This is a genomic window from Streptomyces sp. NPDC031426 (genome assembly GCF_055581585.1).
The window spans coordinates 105,861-127,109 of sequence record NZ_JBVIJE010000010.1 but is presented as its reverse complement, the minus strand read 5'-3'; the positions used below and the strand labels follow the sequence as shown (position 1 = coordinate 127,109).

The 21,249-nt window shown below is 69.8% G+C and carries 16 protein-coding genes and 1 pseudogene; 12 read left to right on the top strand and 5 right to left on the bottom strand.

From position 1 onward, the window contains the following. Positions 1-110 precede the first annotated feature (110 nt). Positions 111-1,475, bottom strand: a complete 1,365-nt coding sequence (locus tag ACZ5NH_RS22215) for an aspartate aminotransferase family protein (protein ID WP_468777528.1) — start codon at positions 1,473-1,475, stop codon at positions 111-113. 19 nt (positions 1,476-1,494) lie between these two features. After that, a complete protein-coding gene (locus tag ACZ5NH_RS22210; protein ID WP_388627961.1) occupies positions 1,495-2,016 on the bottom strand; it encodes an Lrp/AsnC family transcriptional regulator in 522 nt (173 codons plus the stop codon). Between the two features lie 170 nt (positions 2,017-2,186). On the opposite strand from ACZ5NH_RS22210, the gene ACZ5NH_RS22205 reads away from it, so the two are divergent. Next, entirely contained in the window at positions 2,187-3,626 is a 1,440-nt protein-coding gene (locus ACZ5NH_RS22205; protein ID WP_468777525.1) for a gamma-aminobutyraldehyde dehydrogenase, read from the top strand. Positions 3,627-3,714: 88 nt separating this feature from the next. On the opposite strand, the gene ACZ5NH_RS22200 is transcribed toward ACZ5NH_RS22205, so the two are convergent. After that, entirely contained in the window at positions 3,715-4,083 is a 369-nt protein-coding gene (locus ACZ5NH_RS22200; protein WP_468777523.1) for an aldo/keto reductase, read from the bottom strand. A gap of 53 nt (positions 4,084-4,136) precedes the next feature. On the opposite strand from ACZ5NH_RS22200, the gene ACZ5NH_RS22195 reads away from it, so the two are divergent. Continuing rightward, a complete protein-coding gene (locus ACZ5NH_RS22195) occupies positions 4,137-5,330 on the top strand; it encodes an ABC transporter substrate-binding protein (protein WP_468777521.1) in 1,194 nt (397 codons plus the stop codon). Between the two features lie 253 nt (positions 5,331-5,583). On the opposite strand, the gene ACZ5NH_RS22190 is transcribed toward ACZ5NH_RS22195, so the two are convergent. Next, positions 5,584-5,883, bottom strand: a complete 300-nt coding sequence (locus ACZ5NH_RS22190; protein WP_468777519.1) for a hypothetical protein — start codon at positions 5,881-5,883, stop codon at positions 5,584-5,586. 316 nt (positions 5,884-6,199) lie between these two features. Between ACZ5NH_RS22190 and ACZ5NH_RS22185 the strand changes: the two genes are divergently transcribed. The 9 genes and pseudogenes from ACZ5NH_RS22185 to ACZ5NH_RS22145 all read left to right on the top strand — a co-directional run. Continuing rightward, positions 6,200-6,661: a pyridoxamine 5'-phosphate oxidase family protein gene (locus tag ACZ5NH_RS22185; RefSeq protein WP_468777517.1), complete on the top strand. Its 462-nt coding sequence runs from the start codon at positions 6,200-6,202 to the stop codon at positions 6,659-6,661. 415 nt (positions 6,662-7,076) lie between these two features. Beyond that, positions 7,077-7,517: a hypothetical protein gene (locus ACZ5NH_RS22180; RefSeq protein WP_468777516.1), complete on the top strand. Its 441-nt coding sequence runs from the start codon at positions 7,077-7,079 to the stop codon at positions 7,515-7,517. A 9-nt stretch (positions 7,518-7,526) separates the two neighbouring features. Continuing rightward, positions 7,527-9,356, top strand: a complete 1,830-nt coding sequence (locus ACZ5NH_RS22175) for an alpha/beta hydrolase (protein ID WP_468777515.1) — start codon at positions 7,527-7,529, stop codon at positions 9,354-9,356. Positions 9,357-9,441: 85 nt separating this feature from the next. Next, positions 9,442-9,963 carry a hypothetical protein gene (locus ACZ5NH_RS22170; protein WP_451554560.1) on the top strand — a complete coding sequence of 174 codons (522 nt, stop codon included), beginning with the start codon at positions 9,442-9,444 and terminating at the stop codon, positions 9,961-9,963. A gap of 286 nt (positions 9,964-10,249) precedes the next feature. Next, entirely contained in the window at positions 10,250-10,669 is a 420-nt protein-coding gene (locus ACZ5NH_RS22165) for a hypothetical protein (protein ID WP_468777514.1), read from the top strand. A 150-nt stretch (positions 10,670-10,819) separates the two neighbouring features. Further along, the gene (locus tag ACZ5NH_RS22160) at positions 10,820-11,776 is read left to right on the top strand and encodes a hypothetical protein (RefSeq protein ID WP_388627942.1); all 957 of its coding nucleotides are present in this window, start codon (positions 10,820-10,822) and stop codon (positions 11,774-11,776) included. A gap of 63 nt (positions 11,777-11,839) precedes the next feature. Beyond that, positions 11,840-12,496 carry a hypothetical protein gene (locus ACZ5NH_RS22155; protein WP_468777513.1) on the top strand — a complete coding sequence of 219 codons (657 nt, stop codon included), beginning with the start codon at positions 11,840-11,842 and terminating at the stop codon, positions 12,494-12,496. Beyond that, complete coding sequence (locus ACZ5NH_RS22150; protein WP_468777512.1) at positions 12,480-13,454, top strand: inositol monophosphatase family protein; 975 nt, start codon at positions 12,480-12,482, stop codon at positions 13,452-13,454. Before ACZ5NH_RS22155 ends, ACZ5NH_RS22150 begins: the two co-directional genes overlap by 17 nt. Positions 13,455-13,511: 57 nt before the next feature. Then, a pseudogene (locus tag ACZ5NH_RS22145) lies at positions 13,512-13,871 on the top strand (helix-turn-helix domain-containing protein); the annotation flags it as partial. A 120-nt stretch (positions 13,872-13,991) separates the two neighbouring features. Here the strand turns inward: ACZ5NH_RS22145 and ACZ5NH_RS22140 are convergent. Further along, on the bottom strand, positions 13,992-15,275 hold the full coding sequence (locus ACZ5NH_RS22140; RefSeq protein ID WP_468777511.1) for an ArsB/NhaD family transporter: 1,284 nt from the start codon (positions 15,273-15,275) through the stop codon (positions 13,992-13,994). A gap of 102 nt (positions 15,276-15,377) precedes the next feature. Here ACZ5NH_RS22140 and ACZ5NH_RS22135 point away from each other — a divergent pair, with 102 nt between their 5' ends. After that, complete coding sequence (locus ACZ5NH_RS22135; RefSeq protein WP_468777510.1) at positions 15,378-21,209, top strand: WD40 domain-containing protein; 5,832 nt, start codon at positions 15,378-15,380, stop codon at positions 21,207-21,209. Positions 21,210-21,249 lie beyond the last annotated feature (40 nt).

The following is a 21,249-nucleotide window of genomic DNA, read 5'->3' as shown; positions in this document are numbered from 1 at the left end:
CTAGGCAGCCGTCGCCGGGAGGCCGGACAGCACACGGCCCCGGGCCGCCGTTCTCACTCGAACGGACGGCACCGGGGCCGGGGTAGATCAGCTGATCGGAGGAATCAGGCTCAGAGCTTGGTCCACGCCTCCGTCAGCGTCGCGCGCAGGATCTGCTCGATCTCGTCGAAGGTCTCCTGGTTGGAGATCAGCGGCGGGGCGAGCTGGACGACCGGGTCGCCGCGGTCGTCGGCACGGCAGTACAGGCCGTTGTCGAACAGCGCCTTGGAGAGGAAGCCGTACAGGACGCGCTCGGTCTCCTCCTCGTTGAAGGACTCCTTGGTGTTCTTGTCCTTCACCAGCTCGATGCCGTAGAAGAAGCCGTTGCCGCGGACGTCGCCGACGATCGGCAGGTCGTGCAGCTTCTGCAGGGTCTGCAGGAAGGCGCCCTCGTTGTCCAGCACGTGCTGGTTCAGGCCCTCGCGCTCGAACAGGTCGAGGTTGGCCAGACCCACCGCGGCGGAGACCGGGTGGCCACCGAAGGTGTAGCCGTGCAGGAAGGTGTTGTCGCCCTTGTAGAACGGCTCGGCGAGCTTGTCGGAGATGATGCAGGCGCCGATCGGGGAGTAGCCCGAGGTCATGCCCTTGGCGCAGGTGATCATGTCCGGGACGTAGCCGAACTTGTCGCAGGCGAACATGGTGCCGAGGCGGCCGAAGGCGCAGATGACCTCGTCCGACACGAGCAGCACGTCGTACTTGTCGCAGATCTCGCGCACGCGCTGGAAGTACCCGGGCGGCGGCGGGAAGCAGCCGCCGGCGTTCTGCACCGGCTCCAGGAAGACCGCGGCGACGGTGTCCGGTCCCTCGAAGAGGATCTGCTGCTCTATCTGGTCGGCGGCCCAGCGGCCGAAGGCCTCCGGGTCGTCACCGAAGATCGGCGCGCGGTAGATGTTGGTGTTCGGCACCTTGTGCGCGCCCGGGACGAGCGGCTCGAACGGCGCCTTCAGGGCGGGCAGACCCGTGATGGACAGGGCGCCCTGTGGGGTGCCGTGGTAGGCGACCGCGCGGGAGATGACCTTGTACTTGGTCGGCTTGCCCTTGAGCTTGAAGTACTGCTTGGCGAGCTTCCAGGCCGTCTCGACGGCCTCGCCGCCGCCGGTGGTGAAGAAGACCTTGTTCAAGTCGCCCGGGGCGTAGTCGGCGAGGCGCTCGGCCAGCTCGACGGCCTTCGGGTGGGCGTAGGACCACACCGGGAAGAAGGCCAGCTCCTGGGCCTGCTTGAACGCGGTCTCGGCGAGTTCCGTACGGCCGTGACCGGCCTGGACCACGAACAGACCCGCGAGACCGTCGAGGTAGCGCTTGCCCTTGTCGTCGTAGATGTAGGTGCCCTCACCCCGGACGATGGTCGGGACCGGGGAGTTCTCGTACGAGGACATGCGGGTGAAGTGCATCCACAGGTGGTCGTACGCGGTGCGGCTGAGGTCCTTGGTGCTCACGGTTATCGGGTCCTCACGGTTATCGGGTTCCCCACATGTAGGTCTGCTTCTTCAGCTTCAGGTAGACGAAGCTTTCGGTGGAGCGCACTCCGGGCAGGGACCGGATGCGTTTGTTGATGACGTCCAGCAGGTGGTCGTCGTCCTCGCAGACGATCTCGGCGAGGATGTCGAACGAGCCCGCGGTCATCACCACGTACTCGACTTCCGACATGTCGGTCAGCGCGTCCGCGATCGACTCGACATCGCCCTCGACGTTGATCCCGACCATCGCCTGCCGGCGGAAGCCCACGGTGAGCGGGTCCGTGACGGCGACGATCTGCATCACGCCCTGGTCCAGCAGCTTCTGGACGCGCTGGCGCACGGCCGCCTCGGAGAGCCCGACCGCCTTGCCGATCGCGGCGTACGGTCTGCGGCCGTCCTCCTGGAGCTGCTGGATGATGGCGAGGGAGACGGCATCCAATTGGGGGGTGCCGCCGTTCCTGGACTCGCGGGTGGAGTCCCTCTGGTCTGCGCTTCGACTGGCCACGGCCTCACTGTGCACGAGGTCTCGACAGTTTCGCAAGCCCCGATCGATGAAATTCGTTGTTTAAGACTCCTGGTCGTGCGGATTTCGCAGAAGTCGTGGCGCCGGGGGTGTTGAAAACGTGGGCGCGGCGGCTAGGGTGGGTGTCTCAGTGAGTGGACGGAAAGAACCAGATCAGGAGGCCGGCAGTGAGCACCGAGCTGCGTCGTCTGCGCAACTACATCGACGGTGAGTTCCGGGACGCCGCCGACGGACGGACCACCGAGGTGGTCAACCCGGCGACGGGCGAGGCGTACGCGACCGCGCCGCTGTCCGGCACGGCGGACGTGGACGCCGCGATGGAGGCCGCCGCCCGCGCCTTCCCTGCCTGGCGCGACACCACCCCCGCCGAGCGGCAGAAGGCCCTCCTCAAGATCGCGGACGCGTTCGAGGAGCGCGCCGAGGAACTGATCGCGGCCGAGGTGGAGAACACGGGCAAGCCGATCGGGCTCACCCGCTCCGAGGAGATCCCGCCGATGGTCGACCAGATCCGCTTCTTCGCGGGCGCGGCGCGGATGCTGGAGGGCCGCTCGGCCGGCGAGTACATGGAGGGGATGACCTCGATCATCCGCCGTGAGCCGGTCGGCGTCTGCGCGCAGGTCGCGCCCTGGAACTACCCGATGATGATGGCCGTGTGGAAGTTCGCCCCCGCGATCGCGGCCGGCAACACCGTGGTCCTCAAGCCCTCGGACACCACCCCGGCCTCCACCGTCCTGATCGCCGACATCATCGGCTCGGTCCTGCCCAAGGGCGTCTTCAACGTCGTCTGCGGCGACCGTGAGACCGGTCGGCTGATGGTCGAGCACGACACCCCGGCGATGGCCTCGATCACCGGCTCGGTCCGCGCCGGCATGTCGGTGGCCGAGTCGGCGTCGAAGGACCTCAAGCGGGTCCACCTGGAGCTCGGCGGCAAGGCCCCGGTCGTCGTCTTCGAGGACACCGACATCGCCAAGGCCGTCGAGGACATCTCCGTGGCGGGCTTCTTCAACGCCGGCCAGGACTGTACGGCCGCCTGCCGCGTCCTCGTCCACGAGTCGATCCACGACGAGTTCGTGGCCGCGCTGGCCAAGGCCGCCGAGGACACCAAGACCGGTCAGCCGGACGACGAGGACGTCCTCTTCGGCCCGCTCAACAACCCCAACCAGCTCAAGCAGGTCGAGGGCTTCATCGAGCGGCTGCCCGCGCACGCGCGCGTGGAGGCCGGCGGCAAGCGGGTCGGCGACAAGGGCTACTTCTTCGCGCCGACCGTCGTCTCCGGCGTCAAGCAGGACGACGAGATCATCCAGAAGGAGGTCTTCGGCCCGGTCATCACCGTCCAGTCCTTCTCCGACGAGAACCAGGCCGTGGGGTGGGCCAACGGCGTGGAGTACGCCCTCGCCTCCTCGGTGTGGACCAAGGACCACGCCCGCGCCATGCGCATGTCCAAGAAGCTCGACTTCGGCTGCGTGTGGATCAACACCCACATCCCGCTGGTCGCGGAGATGCCGCACGGCGGCTTCAAGAAGTCCGGGTACGGCAAGGACCTGTCGGCGTACGGCTTCGAGGACTACACGCGGATCAAGCACGTGATGACGTCCCTGGGCGAGTAGAGTTCCGCCGGTTCGGCCGACTTTCGGCTGCAGGTGCGTGGGGCGCGGCCCCGGACGGGTGCACGTTCCCGTCCGGGGCCGCGCTGTGTCACTCTGCTGCTACGAACTCCAGCTCCTGCTCGGTGAGTTGGAGGGTGGCCGCCCGCTCCCAGTCCGCCGTCTGCTCCGGCCGCCGTGCTCCTGCGATCGCCCCCGTGACGCCCCTGCGGGCCAGCACCCAGGCGATCGCCACCGCCCCCACCGTCGTACCGTGCGCGTCCGCGACCGCCCGGAGCCGGTCCACCGTGCGGAGGTTGGTGTCCAGGTTCGTCGTGAAGTCCGGGTGGGTGCGGCGCCAGTCGGCTATCTCCCGGCGCCGGAGACGGAGGCGGGCGAGGCCCTGGGACTGGTCGGCAGCTGGGGACCGGACGGTGTGTGACCGGCGCTGATCGACAAGGTGTCGGACAGCCGGGGGCACGCTCGACGCAGCGTCGATTGCCGGTCCGTGCAGCGGGACGGCATCCTTCCGGGATGCCCCAGACTTCCTCTCGTACGTCGCCGATGTCCCGCCGCTCCCTCCTGCGCGCACTCGGCGGTACCGCCGCGCTCGGTGCCCTGGCCGGCTGTGGGGTGCCCGCCGCCTATGTCGCGCCCGGTGACCGGGCCGTCGCCGACGAGTCCGTGGGCGACAGGAAACTGACGTGGGCGAACTGGCCGTTGTACATCGACACCGACGACCACAACCCCAACCGGCGGCCCACGCTGGAGGCGTTCGAGAAGCGCACCGGGATCTCCGTGGACTACGTCGAGGAGATCAACGACAACGACGAGTTCTTCGGCAAGATCAGCCCGGCGCTGATGAACCATCAGTCCACCGGCCGCGACCTGATCGTCATCAGCGACTGGATGTGCGCCCGGTTCGTGCGGCTCGGCTGGGTCCAGGAGATGGACCGGGCCCACCAGCCGAACGTGGCGAAGTACCTGGACCCGCTGCTCCGTTCGCCCGCCTTCGACAAGGGCCGCCGGTTCTCGGTGCCGTGGCAGTCGGGCATCACCGGCATCGCGTACAACCGCAAGAAGCTGGGCCGCGAGATCCGGCACGTCAAGGACCTCTGGGCGAGCGACCTCAAGGGCCGCGTGACCCTCCTCTCCGGCCTGGACGAGTCCTTCGCCCTCCTCATGCAGGGCAACGGCGTGGACATCACCCAGTGGACGGCGGACGACTTCCAAACCGTCTGCGACGAGGTGGAGCGCGAGGTCCACCGCGGCCAGATCCGCCGCTTCACCGGCAACGACTACACCAAGGACCTGGTCAGCGGGGATGTCCTGGCCTGCCAGGCCTACTCCGGCGACGTCATCCAGCTCCAGGCCGACAACCGCGACATCCGCTTCGTCGTCCCCGAGGAGGGCGCCGAGCTGTGGTCGGACTCCCTGATGATCCCCAACCGGGCCCGCCACAAGGCCAACGCCGAGCGCCTGATCGACTACTACTACGACCCCGCGGTCGCCGCGGAGCTCGCCGCCTGGGTCAACTACGTCTGCCCCGTGCCCGCCGCCCAGGACGTCCTGGCCTCCTCGAAGGACAAGGACACCGCGTCCCTCGCCGACAACCCCCTGATCTTCCCGGACTCCGCCATGCGCAAGCGCCTGGTGATCGCCCGGGACATCACCTCCACGGAGCGGGTGGAGTTCGCGAAGCGATGGAACAAGATCGTGGGGTTGTAGCCGGGTCTCGTTGTCGGTGTGACGAGGATTTTTAGTTGGCACAAAAGAGGAATGGTTGGCACTGCGAGTCGAGCGGATGCTCCACGCGGCGCTCGGCACCCTAGGCTCGTAGGAATGATCAAGGCGTGGGGGCCGTGACGCGTTCGGCGGCGTCCGGATCGAACCGGCCGTTTCCGGCGGTCACGGTGACCTTCATCTGCCGCACCTTCATACCCCCCGACCTCCGAATGGGCATGTACGTCCCCGGCTCAATCTATCGATGGACGACCCCCGCCACCTTCGGATTCGGCTCCTGGCGACGGGAGGCCAGCGGGCGCTCGCGGCGGTACCGGCGCTCCAGCCTGGCCTGCTGGTCGCGGCGGTCGCGGTAGGCCTTGTACGTCGCCGGTGCCGCCCCGGACGACGCTCCTTCGCTGGTTGAGGAAGGCGAGGACGCGCCTCGTCCGCAGTGCGTGTAGAGGAAGAGGACGGCGACTGCGACGAGCCACCAGACGTGGTTTCCGAATCCCAGGACGACCAGGACGACGGTCCCGGACAGGACGATGGTGCCCATGACGGGCCTCCGTAGGCGTGGTCGGTGAGCGGTGCTGCACAACCGGCGGTGCGTTGGGTTGGCACGCCCGGCCGGCGGTGGCCCACGCCTTCCCCTCGTCCGCGCCGATGAACACGCACACCGCCCTCCGCCTGGCGACGCAGCCATCAGGAGCGAGAGCCGGCCATTACCGGAGGCAAGTGTGACTGAGTACCTCCGCCAGCCACTCTGAGCACCGAAGTTGGTCGCTCCGAGCCAAAAACTGAGGGGTTCATCGCTGGGAGTAGGTCCTGCGCCCCAGGCGCGCTTCGCGCCTGCTTGGCTAGGGTCGGTCCTCATGGAGACCACGGGAATCGTTCGTCGCCAGACGGCGGAGCGTATACGCGACGCTCTGGAGCGGCTCGTTACCGAGCGGGATGTATGGGTGTCGACGGCTCACCCTGATCACGGGCCGCACCAGGTGCCGCTGTGGTTCCTGTGGGACGGGCGAGCAGTGTGGATGTGCACCAGCCCCACCTCCGTGACTGCGCGGAACGTTTGTAAAGAGCCGCGCGTGCGCCTGGCGCTACCGGACACCTTCGACGTGGTGCTCCTCCAGGGGGAGGCGGAGTGCTTCCCGGACCAGGAGGTGACCGGAGAGGCAGCGGAGGCGTTCGCCGACAAGTTCGGGTGGGATCCACGCGTGGAAGAGGGTTCCTTTCTGTATGTACGCGTGGTCCCGAGGACTGTGCGCGCTTGGCGCGGCGAGCCGGAACTGCGCGGGAGAGTCATCATGCGCGACGGGATGTGGCTGGAATAACGACCGTCCCTCGCCGACGCGCCTCTCTCGGATCACGATCTACAGCTGGAGTACCAGGCCAGCGCAATCACAGCGTTCGCGAGCTCAATGGCCAGCACCAGGCCAACTCATTGTGTTGGCCGTTGTCAGTGCGTACGCCACGGGTATGCGCGAGGAAGATGAGAACTGCCGCTGGCCAGGGTCGGTCCGTAGCATCGGGCAGCGAACACAGGTGCGTTCGTGCTTGCAGGCAGTCCCGTATGGGCGTCCGCAGGGTTGAGGGCGCGACAGCCAATACGGCCGCGCTAGCCACACACATGAGTACGGATACTCAGACGCCGTGGCGACTGACGCCGATGCGGTACGGCGATCGCCCGGCTACGGTATGAGTCGATCACCGCATGGCGGTACTGCGGACACGGGGGAGGAAACACGCATGGCGTGGGACGAGTGGGACCAGCTCAAAGCAGCCGCGGCCAACGGGCATGGTGCCCATATGCAGTTGAACCATGTGCCGTCGGACCCGGGAGGATCCGGCACTCTGGTGTCGAATAAGCCGGCTTGGTCCAAGGCAGGCCAAGCCGTCGGTTCGCTCAGCGGCTCCATCACCACAGCGCTCGGAAAGCTGACGGACGGGCAGAAGGGCCTTGCCACGGAGACCGGCTGCCAGACGTCCGGGGCTCAGAAGGAAGTCCACGACTCGTGGGATCGCTACGTCAAGGCTGTGAGCGGGCGCTGCGGAAGGCTCTCGGACCTGCTGGACAAAGTCGGCAACGACCTGTTGAAGACCGATGAGTCCGTCAAGGCCGAGATCGGCAACCTCAAGGTGGACTACGCGGATACGCCGGCGGTCGGCGGACAGGACAAGGGGCGGTAACCAGAAGTCATGGACCTTGCAACCCTGAAGGCGCTCGACCCCAAAGAGTTTCTGGACGCGGCCGACGGATACGGCAGCACCAGTGACATGGCCAGCGCGGTCAAGGACCGCATCGAGAACGAGATCTCCGTGGCCATGAGGAACTCTCTCAAGGGTGAGGCCGCGACCGCGGCGATCGGCCAACTGTCGGAGCTGGGGAAGGACTTCCACTACATCCAGATCGAATGCGGACTGGTCAGTACGGCTCTCGAGGCGTTCTCGTACGAGATCGAAGCGGCCAAGAAGAAGCTGCAAGCGGCCATCGACGGCGCGCAGGCGGCGAAGCTCACCGTGAACGCCGACGGCTCGATCACCTATCCGGCGGGCGGGGAGAAGGATACGGACGGAAAGGTTCCCGGGGGCGGCACGGTCAACGGCACGGCGGGCGGCCTGTTCGATGGCATGGTCGCGGCAGTGAGCCGTCAGTCCGCCAACCTCGACCCCAACCCGAACCACCGCCTCGCACTGGAGTACGCGGATGAGATCGCCGGCGCCCTCAAGGAGGCGACGGAGTCCGACGAGAAGTGGGCGCCGAAGCTGCGGGCGCTGAAGGCGGACGATGATCTCACCGTCTCCGACAAGGACCTTGCCGACGCGTCCTCGGACACGAGCGGCGTGCGTGACGCGGGCAAGGAGTACCTCGACTCGCTGCCGCAGCCGCCCAAGAACGGCAAACCGGCGGACAACGCGAAGTGGTGGAAGGGGCTCAGCCCGGAGCAGCAGGCCGCGTGGATCTCCATGCGTCCCGACTCGGTTGGCGCGCTCGACGGACTCCCTGCGACGGTTCGGGATGAGGCCAACCGGACAGTGCTCTCCGAGGCGCACGGTGTCGCACAGGTCAAATACGACGCCTGGTTGAAGGATCACCCTGAGCCCCCGCGGTACCAGGACCATATCAACCTCCACACCGGGGTGAAGCAGGGCAAGGAGACAAACCCGGCCTGGGAGGAATGGGAAGCCGAACGGGAGAAGATGCACAAAGGGATTGGCGGCATGAACGCGATACAGGACCGTTTCGACGCGACGGGAACCAAAGGGCTACCCGAGGCGTACCTACTGGGCTTCAGTGCCGACGGAGACGGCCGCGCGATCATCGCCAACGGGAACCCGGACACCGCGGATCACCAGGCGGTCTATGTGCCCGGTACGACCTCCGATTTGGACAGCATTGGGGGGAACGTCGATCGGATGGTCAATGTCTGGCATGCAGCTCACGACGAAGCGGATGGGAAATCCGTCTCCACAATCACCTGGCTCGGCTACGACGCACCTAACGACGTCGTAAAAGACGCGACTTTCACCCACTACGCATACGATGGCGCACCGGCCTTCGATAAATTCCTCGATGGACTCGACGCATCGCATTCCGGCGATTCGGCAGCGCACCGTACCGTGATCGGCCACTCGTACGGATCGAGCCTCGTGGGCGCCGCGGCCCAGACCGGGGATCTCCACGCCAACGACATCGTCTTCGCGGGCAGTCCCGGCGTGGAGGTTTCCAACGCCGATCAACTGGACGTCCCGAAGGGGCATGTGTGGAACGAGTACGCCGACGGGGACCCGGTGCCAGAGCTCGGCCGCATGATTCATGGCGGAGGTTTCGGGCGTGAAATTCCTGCCGATTCGAGCTTCGGCGCCAACCAGATGGCCACCGACACTGAGGGCCATAGTGCCTACTGGAACGAGCACTCCCTGAGCCTGAAAAACCAGGCCCTGGTAGTCGTCGGGAAATACGACGACGTGAAGGCGGCACCGGAGCCGACCAGGCCGTATACACCGAAGACGCCGTTCGAAAAATAGGAGTGCCGATATACAGGTGCCGGTATGTAGGCGATGACGCGATGACCGACCAGTAGCCCAGCCCGACGGAATAAGGCCCCCTGCTATGAAGGACAAGCTGAGCACCTTTGTGCTCGCCGCGCCCCTTGCACTCATCACTCTCACGGGATGCAGTATGAACTCCGATGAAACCCGGATCGTCGGCACGAGCACCTCAATGGATGCCGCCAATGCCACAGAAAAAGTATCCAGTGGCATATACGACCTGATCGGTGTCAAGGGAAAGGCATCCGACAGTCAGTCAGGGGTCTCGGAGTGCTCGGGGAAAGACCGGGACAAGTACTTCCAGATCTTCCATCCGTGGAGTTTCTACCCGGCCTCGGCGAGCGACCTCGAAAAGGCGATGAAGAACCTCAAGACGGAACTTCCGAAACATGGCTGGAAGATCGTCGAATACGGTCCGGACACCAGCAAGAACAAAAACGTCAACCTGACCGCAGACAACGACAAGAAGAAGGTCGGCGTAAACATCGTTCAGATGCTCAAGAACGATCCACCAAAGCTGAGCCTGACCGTCGTGTCCGGCTGCTACAAGGTCCCGGATGGTCAGAAGGTCCAACACTTCTGATAGAGCGTCTTATCCCGGCGAAGGTGTTTGGTAAGTCCATCGACGATGATGGCGGGGTGTTGGTCAAAGTAGAGGCAGTGCATCCCGACCCACCACTGCCGGAAGGCGTCGACGGGTCGTGGGTCGAGGTCCGTGTGGCACAGGACCACGTCACCGTCTGGCTCTACGAGTCCGACTGCTGGCGGACGATCAGGTGCTGAGCCGGATCGGTCCCGTCGGCGGTGTATTCGTCGAGGTTCATCAGTCATCCTTGGCCGGGCCAGGGAACCTGCACGGGGCGGGGAACATGACGATATGGGGGCTGGTCGTAGAGACGACCAGGAGTGCCGGCGACCGTAAGCACATCGAGGCCGACGTGATCGCGCATGTCTCCGGGTCTCGTGCCGACGCACTCGCGGAGTTGGAGCGGCGGGCTCGGAGCTACTCCCCCGAGCACCCCAGAAGTCCCAGGCGCCGTCGGCTTCTTCGGGACGGGGACGGGTTCCTGCTCGTCGTCGACGGGGCGTGGCAGTCCTTCGCCACCCGGTTCACGGTGGCGGAGCTGCTGGAGGACTCCGCCGCGCCCGTCGTCCCGGAACCGGTGGACGCCCCGAGCGGGCCCGATGCCGCAGCGGAGGAGCAGGTCGGTCACGTCGACCAGGTGGAGCGGTACCCGGACGGAGTGCCGGTCAAGCCGGCCTGGCTGGGACGCGACGACCTGTCCTGAGAGGCGGGCCCCGGCGGCGCCCGGCAATGACGACAGCCGGGGGTCGGCCGAGCGCCGATCTCACGGCCGCGACGGCGACGGCTGATTGACGCATGGTTGAGGATGTCCCCTTGCTCCTACGATGGAAGCCACCGTCGGGGGAGGGTGGACGTGACGAGCAGTACACCGCAGGGAGCCGGGCGCCGGCTGGAGGATGCGATCGCCTGGGCGGTCCGGAACGCGGACGGGATCGTCGCGATCGCCGTCGCCCTCGTCGTCGGGCTGATGGACGTCCTCAATCAGAACATGGACACCAACATCGTCTCGGGCGCCACCCTGCTGGTGCTCGCGGCGCTGGTGTACGGCTCCCTCACCGAACGTCGCCGCCGCATGGCCGACATCCGCGCCGCGACCGCCGGGACGAGCCGGGCCATCGAGGACCTGGCGATGGTGCGCACCCTCTCCGGCGCCGAGGTCGCCCTCGCGCACGAGCGGGCCCGGCGCACCACCACCCGCTGGGTGTTCAAGGGCGGCACCGGTACCTACCTGCGCGCGGTCACGCTGCCCGAGTGCGTGCTGGAGGCACAGCGGCAGCGGCGCTCCCTCAGCATGAAGATCGACATCGTCAATCCCGCCGACGAGCAGGTGTGCGCCGCCTACGCGCGGTTCCGCAGCACCTTCGGTTCCGGCCCCGGTGACGCCGAGTGGACCGTCGAGCGCACCCGCAAGGAGGCGTACGCCACCGTCGTCGCCGCGAGCTGGCACCGGCAGCGGCTGGACACCCTGGAGGTCGACGTCCATCTGTCCTCCGTCGCACCGGCGTTGCGGTTCGACCTCTCGGACAGCTGCCTGATCATCACCCAGGACGACCCCAGCCGGGTCGGCCTCTGCGTGGAGCACGACCGCCCGCTCTACGACTACTACGTCACCGAGCTGCACCAGAGCCGGGAACAGGCCGTCAAGCTCGACCTGCGCGAGGCCGTCCCGCTCGCCGACGAACCGACCGTCGACGAGGTCAGACGCCTGCTCGACCGGCTCGGCCTGCCGCTTCCGCCGAGCTTCACCGACCGGGACGTCGGCGACATCATCGACAAGGCGCTGCGCGCGGAGAACCCGTACCGCAGGTGAGCGAGCGCCGTGTTCCGGCCACGGGGAACCAAGGGGACCCAGGGTGACCGAGGGGGAAGGACCATGGACTACCCGGCCCTGGAACGGGCCGCCCGGCGGTACGCCACCGCCGAGCTGACACGACACGCCGCATCGGAACTCGACCTGATCGTCTCCGGCCGCCGCACCCTGCGCGCGGTACGCCATCCACTGGGGTTCGTCTGCCTGCCCATCCTGCGCGACGGCGCCGACGGTGTCTGCGTCCACGTCTTCGGCACACCGGAGGCGCAGCCCGACGACTCCGTACCCCAAGTGCACTGCCACAGCTGGGACTTGACGAGCACCGTGCTGTACGGGCAACTCGACAACCGGCGGGTGTACATCGACGACGACCCCGGCGACCCCACCCACCGGGTCTTCGAAGTGCTCAGCGACCCGTCCGGCGTGGACGAACTACGGCCCACCGAACGGCTGGTGCGCTGCCGGTCCGGCGTGCGCCAGACCAGTGCGCGGGGTCAGAGCTACGCCCTCCCGGCGGGTGAATTCCACACCAGTGTGGTGCCGGAAGGCCGCCCCACCGCCACCCTGGTCCTGGGCCGGACCCTGCCCGGCCGGGTGGACCTCTCCCTGGGCCCGCCGTCCGCCCCGGGGCACCGCATGGTCCGCCGGACCTGCGACGCGACCCAGACCGCCCGGATCGCTCGGGCCGCCCTCAGGAGGATCCATGAGCCCGAACCCTGACCCCCGGTCCTCGCCGGCCGGTTACGACGCCGAGCACCGTATCGCCGTCGGCGCCGCCGAGGAGGCCGGGGCGCTGCTGCGGTCCCGCTTTCCCGACGGCTTCGCCGCCCGGCCCAAGGGCCAACTCGGGGACGTGGTCACGGACTTGGACGTGGCCGCTGAGCGACTGGTGGTCGGACGGATCCGGGACCGCTTCCCGCGCGACCGGATCCTCGCGGAGGAGTCCGGTGAACTGGTGGGGGACGGCGGGGGCCGCACCTGGCTGATCGATCCGCTCGACGGCAGCAACAACGTGGTGATCGGGCTGGCCGTGTACGTCGTCGGCATCGCGTTGTGTGTCGATGACACGCCGGTGGTGGGGGTCGTCCACGACCCGATGACCGGCCGTACGTGGTCCGCGCTGCGGGGCGGTGGGGCCCACGGTCCGACCGGACGGCTCGCCGCCCCCGCGCATGGCCGCCCGCTCGCCGCCGCAGGTCCGTTGCTGGCCTGGACCCAGGGTCACGCCGTCTCCCGCGACGACCCCCTCGCCTGCTCCCTCAGGCACGCCCTCGAACTCCGCTCCCGGCGCCTGCTCCAGCTCTGGGCACCACTGGTGGCCTGGGCGATGCTGGCCCGGGGCGACATCGACGGCTTCGTCGGCTACCGCGCGGAGGCGATCGACCTGCCCGCCGGTGCGCTGCTCGCCCGCGAGGCCGGCATCTCCCTACGGCACCTCGACGGCGCGGAGTTCGGCGGCGGTTACGGCGGCCCGGACACCGGGCGCTCCTTCGTCGCCGGGCGCCCGGAACTCCTGCCGCACCTCCTCGACCTCGTCAGCCCTTTTTCTCCCGGCACCGAGGACACTCACACGGCGGAAACCGCCCCGACAGGCCCAACGGCGCGGCGTTCTTCGACGGCCGGTACGTCACCCTGGGCCCCCACGTCCGGCCAACGTCCCGGGAGACCCTCAGCGTGAGGAACACCCCGACGTAGCCGTCTTCTTCGTCGTGCATTGCAGCGCCTTTCACTATCCATGGCGATCGATGCACAGGTGAAGGGTGGCCATCGAGGACAATCCGATCTCGCGGGTGCGGTACGGGGAGGAACTCAGGGACGGAGGGAGGCGGCGGGTCTCACGCAGGAGGAGTTGGGCCAACGTGTCGCGATGTCCCGCACACACATCGCCCATATCGAGGCGGAGCGGCGGAGGCCGGATGCGGAGGACGCGCGGCGGCTGGACCGGGAGCTCGCCACGGATGGGTTCTTCGAGCGGTTCCTGCCGGCGCTGGACGGCAGGAAGGTGGCGGAGCACTTCGCAGAGGCCGCAGAGCTGGAGAGTCAGGCCGTGGCCGTCAAGCAGTACGCGGGTGTGCTGGTGCCTGGTTTCCTCCAGACGCCGGATTACGCCCGCGAGGTGCTCAGTTCCGGTCACCCGGCGAAGCGCGATGTGAAGCGTGACAGTCTGCTCGTCACCCGCCTGGTCGGCGTTCCTCGGTGCCCTGCAGGCGAACGGCTAGCGCGTCACGGCCAGCGCAGCCACCGCCGCCGCCACCGCGCACGCCGCCAGTACCGCGCCGGTCCCCATCAACCGGCGGACCGGCACCCGGACGCCGTACGCATGGCACCGCTCGTACCAGAGCAGCGTGGCCAGGGACGCCCATGGTGTGATCACCGGCCCGGCGTTCGTGCCGACCAACAGGGCAAGGAGCTGGTCGTGGTTGCCCACGGGGACGGCCGCCTCCCCGGCCAGATAGACCGGCAGGTTGTTGAGGGCGTTGGACAGGCCGCCGCCGACCGCCGCCGCACGGAACAGGCCGAGTGTGCCGCCGTCGGTGCCGACCGCCGAGGCCAGCAGATGGTGCAGCCCGTGCGCGTCGAACGTCTCGACCACCAGGAACATGCCCGGCACCATCACCAGCAGCCGCCAGGGTACGAGCGACAGCCTGAGTGCGGACCGCTGCCGTACCCCGAACGCGACCACGGCGACCAGCGCCGCCGTGCCGGACGCCATCCACAGCGGCACGTCGGCCACCAGGATGGCCAGCAGAAAGCCGGCGCAGGCGAGTGCGCAGGCCCGGAACAGCACCGGGTCGGCGGGGCGGTGCACAGCGGGCGGAACATAGCGGTCGGCGGTGTCCGCCCGTACGTCCGCCGCTCGTGCCGCACCCGGGCCCGACACCGCCATGTCCGGCATCAATCCGGACCCGTCCACCACCGGCCCCCCACGCCGCCCCCGCCGCCAGAAGAACAGCCACAAACAAGCCATCGTCACGGCCAGCGCAGCGAGTTGCGGTGCCCACATCCGGCCCGCCAGGCCCAGCGGGGACAGCGCGACCCGGTTGGCGGCCAGCAGGTTCGTCAGGTTGGACACCGGTAGGAGCAGGCTCGCCGTGTTGGCGAGCCATACCGTCGTCATCGCCAGCGGCACCGGCGCGATGCCCACCCGGGAGGCGAGCGCCAGCATCACCGGAGTCAGCAGGACGGCCGTCGTATCGAGGTTGAGGGCGATCGTCGTGACCGACGCGAACAGCACGCACAGCAGGAACAACAGCGGATAGCTGCCCCTCCCCGCCCGCGCCACCCGTGCCGCGATCACATCGAACACCCCGGCCCCGCTGGTCAGTTCGGCCAGCACGATGACCGTGCCGAGGAAGGCCAGCAGTGGGGCGATACGGGTCATCGCGTCGGACGCGGAACCCGTCGGAAGCAGTCCCGTGGCCACGCACAGCAGTCCGGTCGCCAGCAGACCGATCGCCACCCGGTCGAGGACATGCAGACGCAGCAATAAGGCACGCACGGTTGGAAGGGTCGCACGTTTGTGCGGCGCTGTGACCAGGGCGCTGTCGAACGCCTGGAAACGACCGGTGTTCGCCTCTCTTTTCACGGCATCATTCAATACATGGTGGCTCGACAGAACATCCCGGGGGACACCGGGCCATTGGACTTCTTCATCAGCTACTCACCCGCCGACGAACGCTGGGCGTCCTGGATCGCCTGGATGCTGGAGGAGGCCGGGTACCGGACGGTCCTGCAGGCCTGGGACTTCGTGCCGGGCACGAACTTCGTCGACTTCATGGACCGGGGCGTGAGCGAGTCCGCCGCCGTCATCGCCGTACTGTCCAGGAACTACGAGCGGTCGCGGTACGGGCGGATGGAGTGGCAGGCCGCCCTGCGCGCCGACCCGGACGCGCCGGAGCGGCGGCTGATCACCGTGCGGGTCGAGGACATCCCCGTGGAGGGGCTGCTCGCCACCATCACGTATGTGGACCTGGTGCCGGTCACCGATCCGGCGGCGGCCCGGGAGCTGCTGCTCGCGCGGGTCCGGCAGGCCCTCGACGGGCGGGCCCGGCCCAGCCTGGCGCCCGGTTACCCGGGGGGTGCGAACGGCCGTCCCGCGGCAGTCGCCCCGGCGGCGCCGAGTCCCGGGCGGCCGCTGGGCGGGCCCGGGTGGGCGGGGCGCCGTAGACCCGCCGCGCCGCCGTCGTACCCGCGGGTGTCGGGAGCGGTCCGCGAGCAGGACGCGGTCACCGTGCTCCAGCTGGCGGGGCCCGCCTTCGGCCGGGGGCAGGAGCCCGCCGAGCTGCAGGCGGCCATCTGGGGCGATCTGGTCGAGCTGGCGGACTCCGGCGCGCCCTCGCCCGATCTGCTGGTCGTCACCGGGGATCTCACCGCCTCCGGCAGCCGGCGCGAGTTCGAGCAGGCCCTCGCCTTTCTCACCGGGCTGCGGGCGCTGCTCGGGCTGGAACCGCACCGGGTCGCCCTCGTCCCCGGCGGCCAGGACGTCAACCAGGCCGCCTGCCAGGCCTACTTCAGCACGTGCGAGGCCGACGAGATGCCGCCCCGACCGCCGTACTGGCCCAAGTGGCGGCACTTCGCCCGGCTGTTCCAGGAGCTGTACCAGGGGCTCGACGTCGTCTTCGACAGCGACCAGCCGTGGACCCTCTTTCCCGTGCCGGAGCTGCACACCGTGGTCGCGGGGCTCAACTCCTCCATGGCGTACAGCCATCGGCGCGACGACCAGTACGGGATGGTCGGGCGAGAGCAGGCCGCCTGGTTCGCGCAGGCGCTGCGGTCCCATGAGACCGAGGGGTGGCTGAGGATCGGGGTGGTGCGGCACTCGCCGGGTGCCGCCCGTGTGGCCGCCCCCGGTGTGCGCCGCGCCGGGACGGCCGCCCTGGACGGCGCCGGTCCGCTACGGGACACCGATGTGCTGACCCGGCTGACCGGGCCGCGGCTGCATCTGCTCCTGCACGGTCCCGCCGAGCCCGGCGCGTCGCTGCCCGACCTGGCCACCGCCTCCGGCGAGGTGCCGGTGATCGGCGCCGGGCGGCCCGGTGCGCACCAGCTGGTGCGGGTCGGCCGGGAGGGGCTGGCCGTCTGGCGGGGGCCGGGGGAGCCGCGGCGTCGGGCGGTCCAGTGGCGGCGGGCCGACCGGGCCTTCGGCGTTCAGGCAGCGCCCGCCGACGACCGCGACGGCACTCCCGTGCCCGCCGCCGAGCCCGAGCCGCGCGCCGTGCAGACCCCCGCCGAGATACTGCTCGCCCGGGTCGCCGAGGTCTGCCGCACCCGGCACGAGGGCGCCCAGATCCGCCCGGTGGACGGGCCGGTGCCGCAACTGCTCGTCACCTGGAGCCAGTCGGGCTTCGTGCGGCAGCAGCGGGTGGCGGTCCACGCCGGCACCCCGACCGCGCAGGACGTCGACCGGTTCGTGGCCCTCGTGCACGCCGCCGACGCCGAGGCGGAGGCCGAACTCGTGCACGACGGGCCGCCGCCCGCCCGGGAGCTGCGCGACGCGGCCCGCCGGCGGGGCGTGCGGGTGCGCAGCTTCACCGAGTTCCAGGGGCTGCTGGACCTGCGCGGCTATGTCGCCGGGCAGAGCGAGCGGCTGCGCACCGATCCCCGCTATCCCCCGGGTATGTATCTGCCGCAGCGGTACCGGGAGGTGGAGCGTCTCGACGCCGAGGACCGCGACGGGCTGGTCGACGAGATGCTGCGGCTGCTCGACTCGGACCAGGGGCGCTTCCTGCTGCTCCTCGGCGACTTCGGGCACGGCAAGACCTTCGCGCTGCGCGAGCTGGCCCGCCGGATCCCCGGCGAACTGCCGCACCTCGTCCCGCTGTTGATCGAGCTGAACGCCCTGGACCGGGCCTATTCGTTCGAGGGTCTCGTCGCCGCGCACCTCGCCGCCCACGGTGTCGACAACATCGATCTGCGGGCCTTCCGCTACATGCTCCAGCAGGGGCGGATCGTGCTGCTCTTCGACGGCTTCGACGAACTCGTGAACCAGGTGACGTACGACCGCGCCGCCGAGCGGCTGCAGGTGCTGCTGGACTCCGCCGTGGACAGCGCCAAGATCGTGGTGTCCAGCCGTACCCAGCACTTCCGCTCCCAGGGCCAGGTGCTCACCGCGCTCGGCGAACGCGTCGGGCTGCTCCCGCACCGCCGGGTGCTGGCCGTCCAGGAGTTCAGCCCGCGGCAGATCCGCGCCTACCTGGTCAACCGCTACGACGGCGACGACCGCGCCGCCGACCACCGGATCCGGCTGCTGGACGCCATCCCCGACCTGCTCGCCCTGTGCCGCAACCCACGGTTGCTCGGTTTCGTCGCCGACCTGGACGACGACCGGCTGCGCGCGGTCGCCGGCGCCGGGCGCGCACTCAGTCCCGCCGGGCTGTACGAGGAGGTGCTCACCGCCTGGCTGGGCTTCGAGGCGCAGCGCGGCAGCGGCAGCCCCGGCCGGGCGCCCGGGCTCAGCCTGGGCCAGCTGTGGGACGCGGTCACCGCGCTCGCCCTGCGGCTGTGGGAGAGCGGCCAGGACTCGCTGCGGCTCGACGAGCTGACCGATGTCGCCGAGACCCTGACCGGGCTCGCGGACGCCCGGCTGTCGGTGCCGCAGACCGCCCACGCCATCGGCTCCGGCAGCCTGCTGGTGCGCAGCGACGACGGTGTGTTCCGGTTCATCCACGGCTCGGTGGTGGAATGGCTGGTCGCCCGGGAGTGCGCCCGCAGGATCACCGACGGCGACAGCGGTCTGCTCGGCCGGCGCCAACTCAGCCAGCTCGCCGTGGAGTTCCTGTGCGACCTCGCCGACCACCGGATCTGCCAGGCGTGGGCCGAGCGGGAGCTGTCCGGGACCTCCTCGGACACCGCGGCGGACGCCGCCCGCGCCAACGCCGTGAAGATCCTCAGCCGGCTCCGCGTGCCCGCCCACACCGATCTGCGCGGCGCCGCCCTGGCCGGGGAGGACCTGTCCCACCGCGACTTCTCCGGCGTGGACCTCACCCGCGCCGACCTCACCGACGCCCGGCTGGTCGGCGCCAACCTCTCCGGCGCCGTGCTGCGCGGCGCCCGCCTGGTCGGCGCCCGGCTCGACGGCGCCGATCTGACCGGCGCCGACCTGCGCGGCGCCGACCTCAGGAGGGCCCGGCTGATCGGCACCGACCTGACCGGTGCCCGGGTCGAGGGCGGCCGGTGGCGGCGGGCGGCGCTGATCGCGGCGACCACCGGCCCCCTGGACCGCAGCCCCGAGCTGGCCACCGCGGCGATCGCGCCCGGCATGGCCGTCGACTCCGGCTTCCGGCCCTCCGCGGTCGGTGTGCCGTACGGCTTCGACATGCGCACCAGCCGGCTGCCCGAACCCATCTCCTACAGCCCCGACGGCGAACTGCTCGCCGTCGGCAGCGAGGACGGCGGCGTCCTGGTCTGCGAGGCCGCCACCGGCATCCCGCTGCGCACCCTGCAGGGCCACACCGGCCGGGTCTACGCCGTCAAGTTCCGCGGCCGCGTCCTGGCCACCGGCAGCTCCGACGGCACCGTACGCCTGTGGGACCCGGTCTCCGGCCGCTGCCCGCACCGGCTGGAGATCCACGCCGACGGCGTCTGGCCGGTCGTCCTCGACGCCGAGGGCGCCCTGCTGGCCACCGGCGACGCCGACGGCGTGGTCACCGTCTGGGACACCGCCTCGGGCACCCCGCTGCACCGGCTGCCCGGCCACTGCGCGCCCGTCTACACCGTGGCGTTCGGGCCGGGTGACAGCATCCTGGTCACCGGGGACGCCTCCGGCGCCGTACGCCTGTGGGACCTGGAGAGCGGGCGGCGGACCGGCGAACTGCCCGGCCACCGCGGCGCGGTGTACCGGGCGCGGTTCAGCCCGGACGGCACCCTGCTGGCCACCACCGACCAGGGCGACGACCGGGACGGCGGCACGGTCCGGGTGTGGGACCTCGCCACCGGCACCCCGCGGCACGAGTTCACCGGGCACTCCGGCCGGGTCTACACCCTGGACTTCCACCCCGGCGGCGCCCTGCTGGTCACCGGGGACACCGAAGGGGAGGTACGGCTGTGGGACCTGGCCGGCGGGCGCTGTGCCGGGCTGCTCGGTGGCTGCCGCGGGGCCGTGTACCAGGTGCTGTTCGACCCCGACGGGGGGCTGCTCGCCGCCGGGGACAGCGCCGGGGTGGTCCGGGTGTGGGGGGTCGACCCGGAGGCCGACCCGGTCGCGGCGCCGCTGCACCGGCAGCCCGCCGAGCACCGCGGCTCGGTGTGGGTGTGCAAGTTCCGTCCGCACGGCGACACACCCGTCCAGGGCCCCGGCGCGCTGCTGGTGACCGGCGGCAACGAGGGTGTCGTACGGCTGTGGGAGCCGGCCACCGGCCAGGGCCGGCGCATCCTGCGCGGCCACGGGCGGCGCGTCGGCACGCTGTCCTTCAGCGCCGACGGCTCGATGCTGGCGGCGGGCGGCAACGACGGCGTGGTCCGCGTGTGGGACGCCACCTCCGGCCGCCGGCTGCGGGAACTCACCGGCCAGAGCGACCGCCTGGTGTCGGCGGCGTTCGGCCCGGCCGGGCCCCTGCTGGCCACCGCGAGCAGTGACGGCGACCTCTATCTGTGGAACGCGGCCACCGGCGAGTACCAGCGCGAACTGGACGTCGAGACCGACCATGTGTGGGCGGAGGCGTTCAGCGCCGACGGCGAACTCCTGGCCACGGCCAACGACGACGACACGGTCCGACTGTGGTATCGCGCCACCGGGGCGCATGTCGCCACCATCACCGAGCACTACGGCCGGGTCCGCGCGATCGCCTTCCGGTCCGAGGGCACGGCCCTGGCCACCGGCTGCGACGACCGCAAGCTGCGGATCTGGGACATGGACGGCCGCCGCATCACCGCCGAACTCGCCGGCCACGACGACCGGGTGTACGCCGTGGCCTTCGCGCCCGACGGCTCCTGGCTGGCCAGCGCCTCCTGGGACGGTACGGCGGTGATCTGGCGGAACGGCGAGATCGGCCACCGTCTCACCGGCCACACCGGCAAGCTCTGGACGGCGGCGGTGCATCCGTCGAGGCCGCTGCTGGCGACGGCGGGCGACGACCGGACCGTCCGCCTGTGGAACCCGGACACCGGCCGGGAGACGGCTCGGCTGAGGGGCCACACCGGCCGGATCCTCGCCGTGGCCTTCAGCCCCGACGGCTCGCTGCTGGCCAGTGGCGGCGAGGACGGCACCGTACGGCTGTGGAACGTGCCCGCCGACGGCCCGGCCACCCTGCGGGTCACCCTGGTCGGCATGCCCGGCGGCTGGGCGGCGCTGTCCGCGTCCGGCGGCTACAAGTACGAGGGAGACGTCACCGGCGAGTTCTGGCACGCGGTCGGCATGTGCCGCTTCGAACCGGGCGAGCTGGACGGTCATCTGCCGGGCATGTGGCAGGTGCCGCTGGACGACCCGCTGGAGTAGGGGAGGGGGGAGGAGGGGAGGGAGTGGAGGGGTCTTTTTG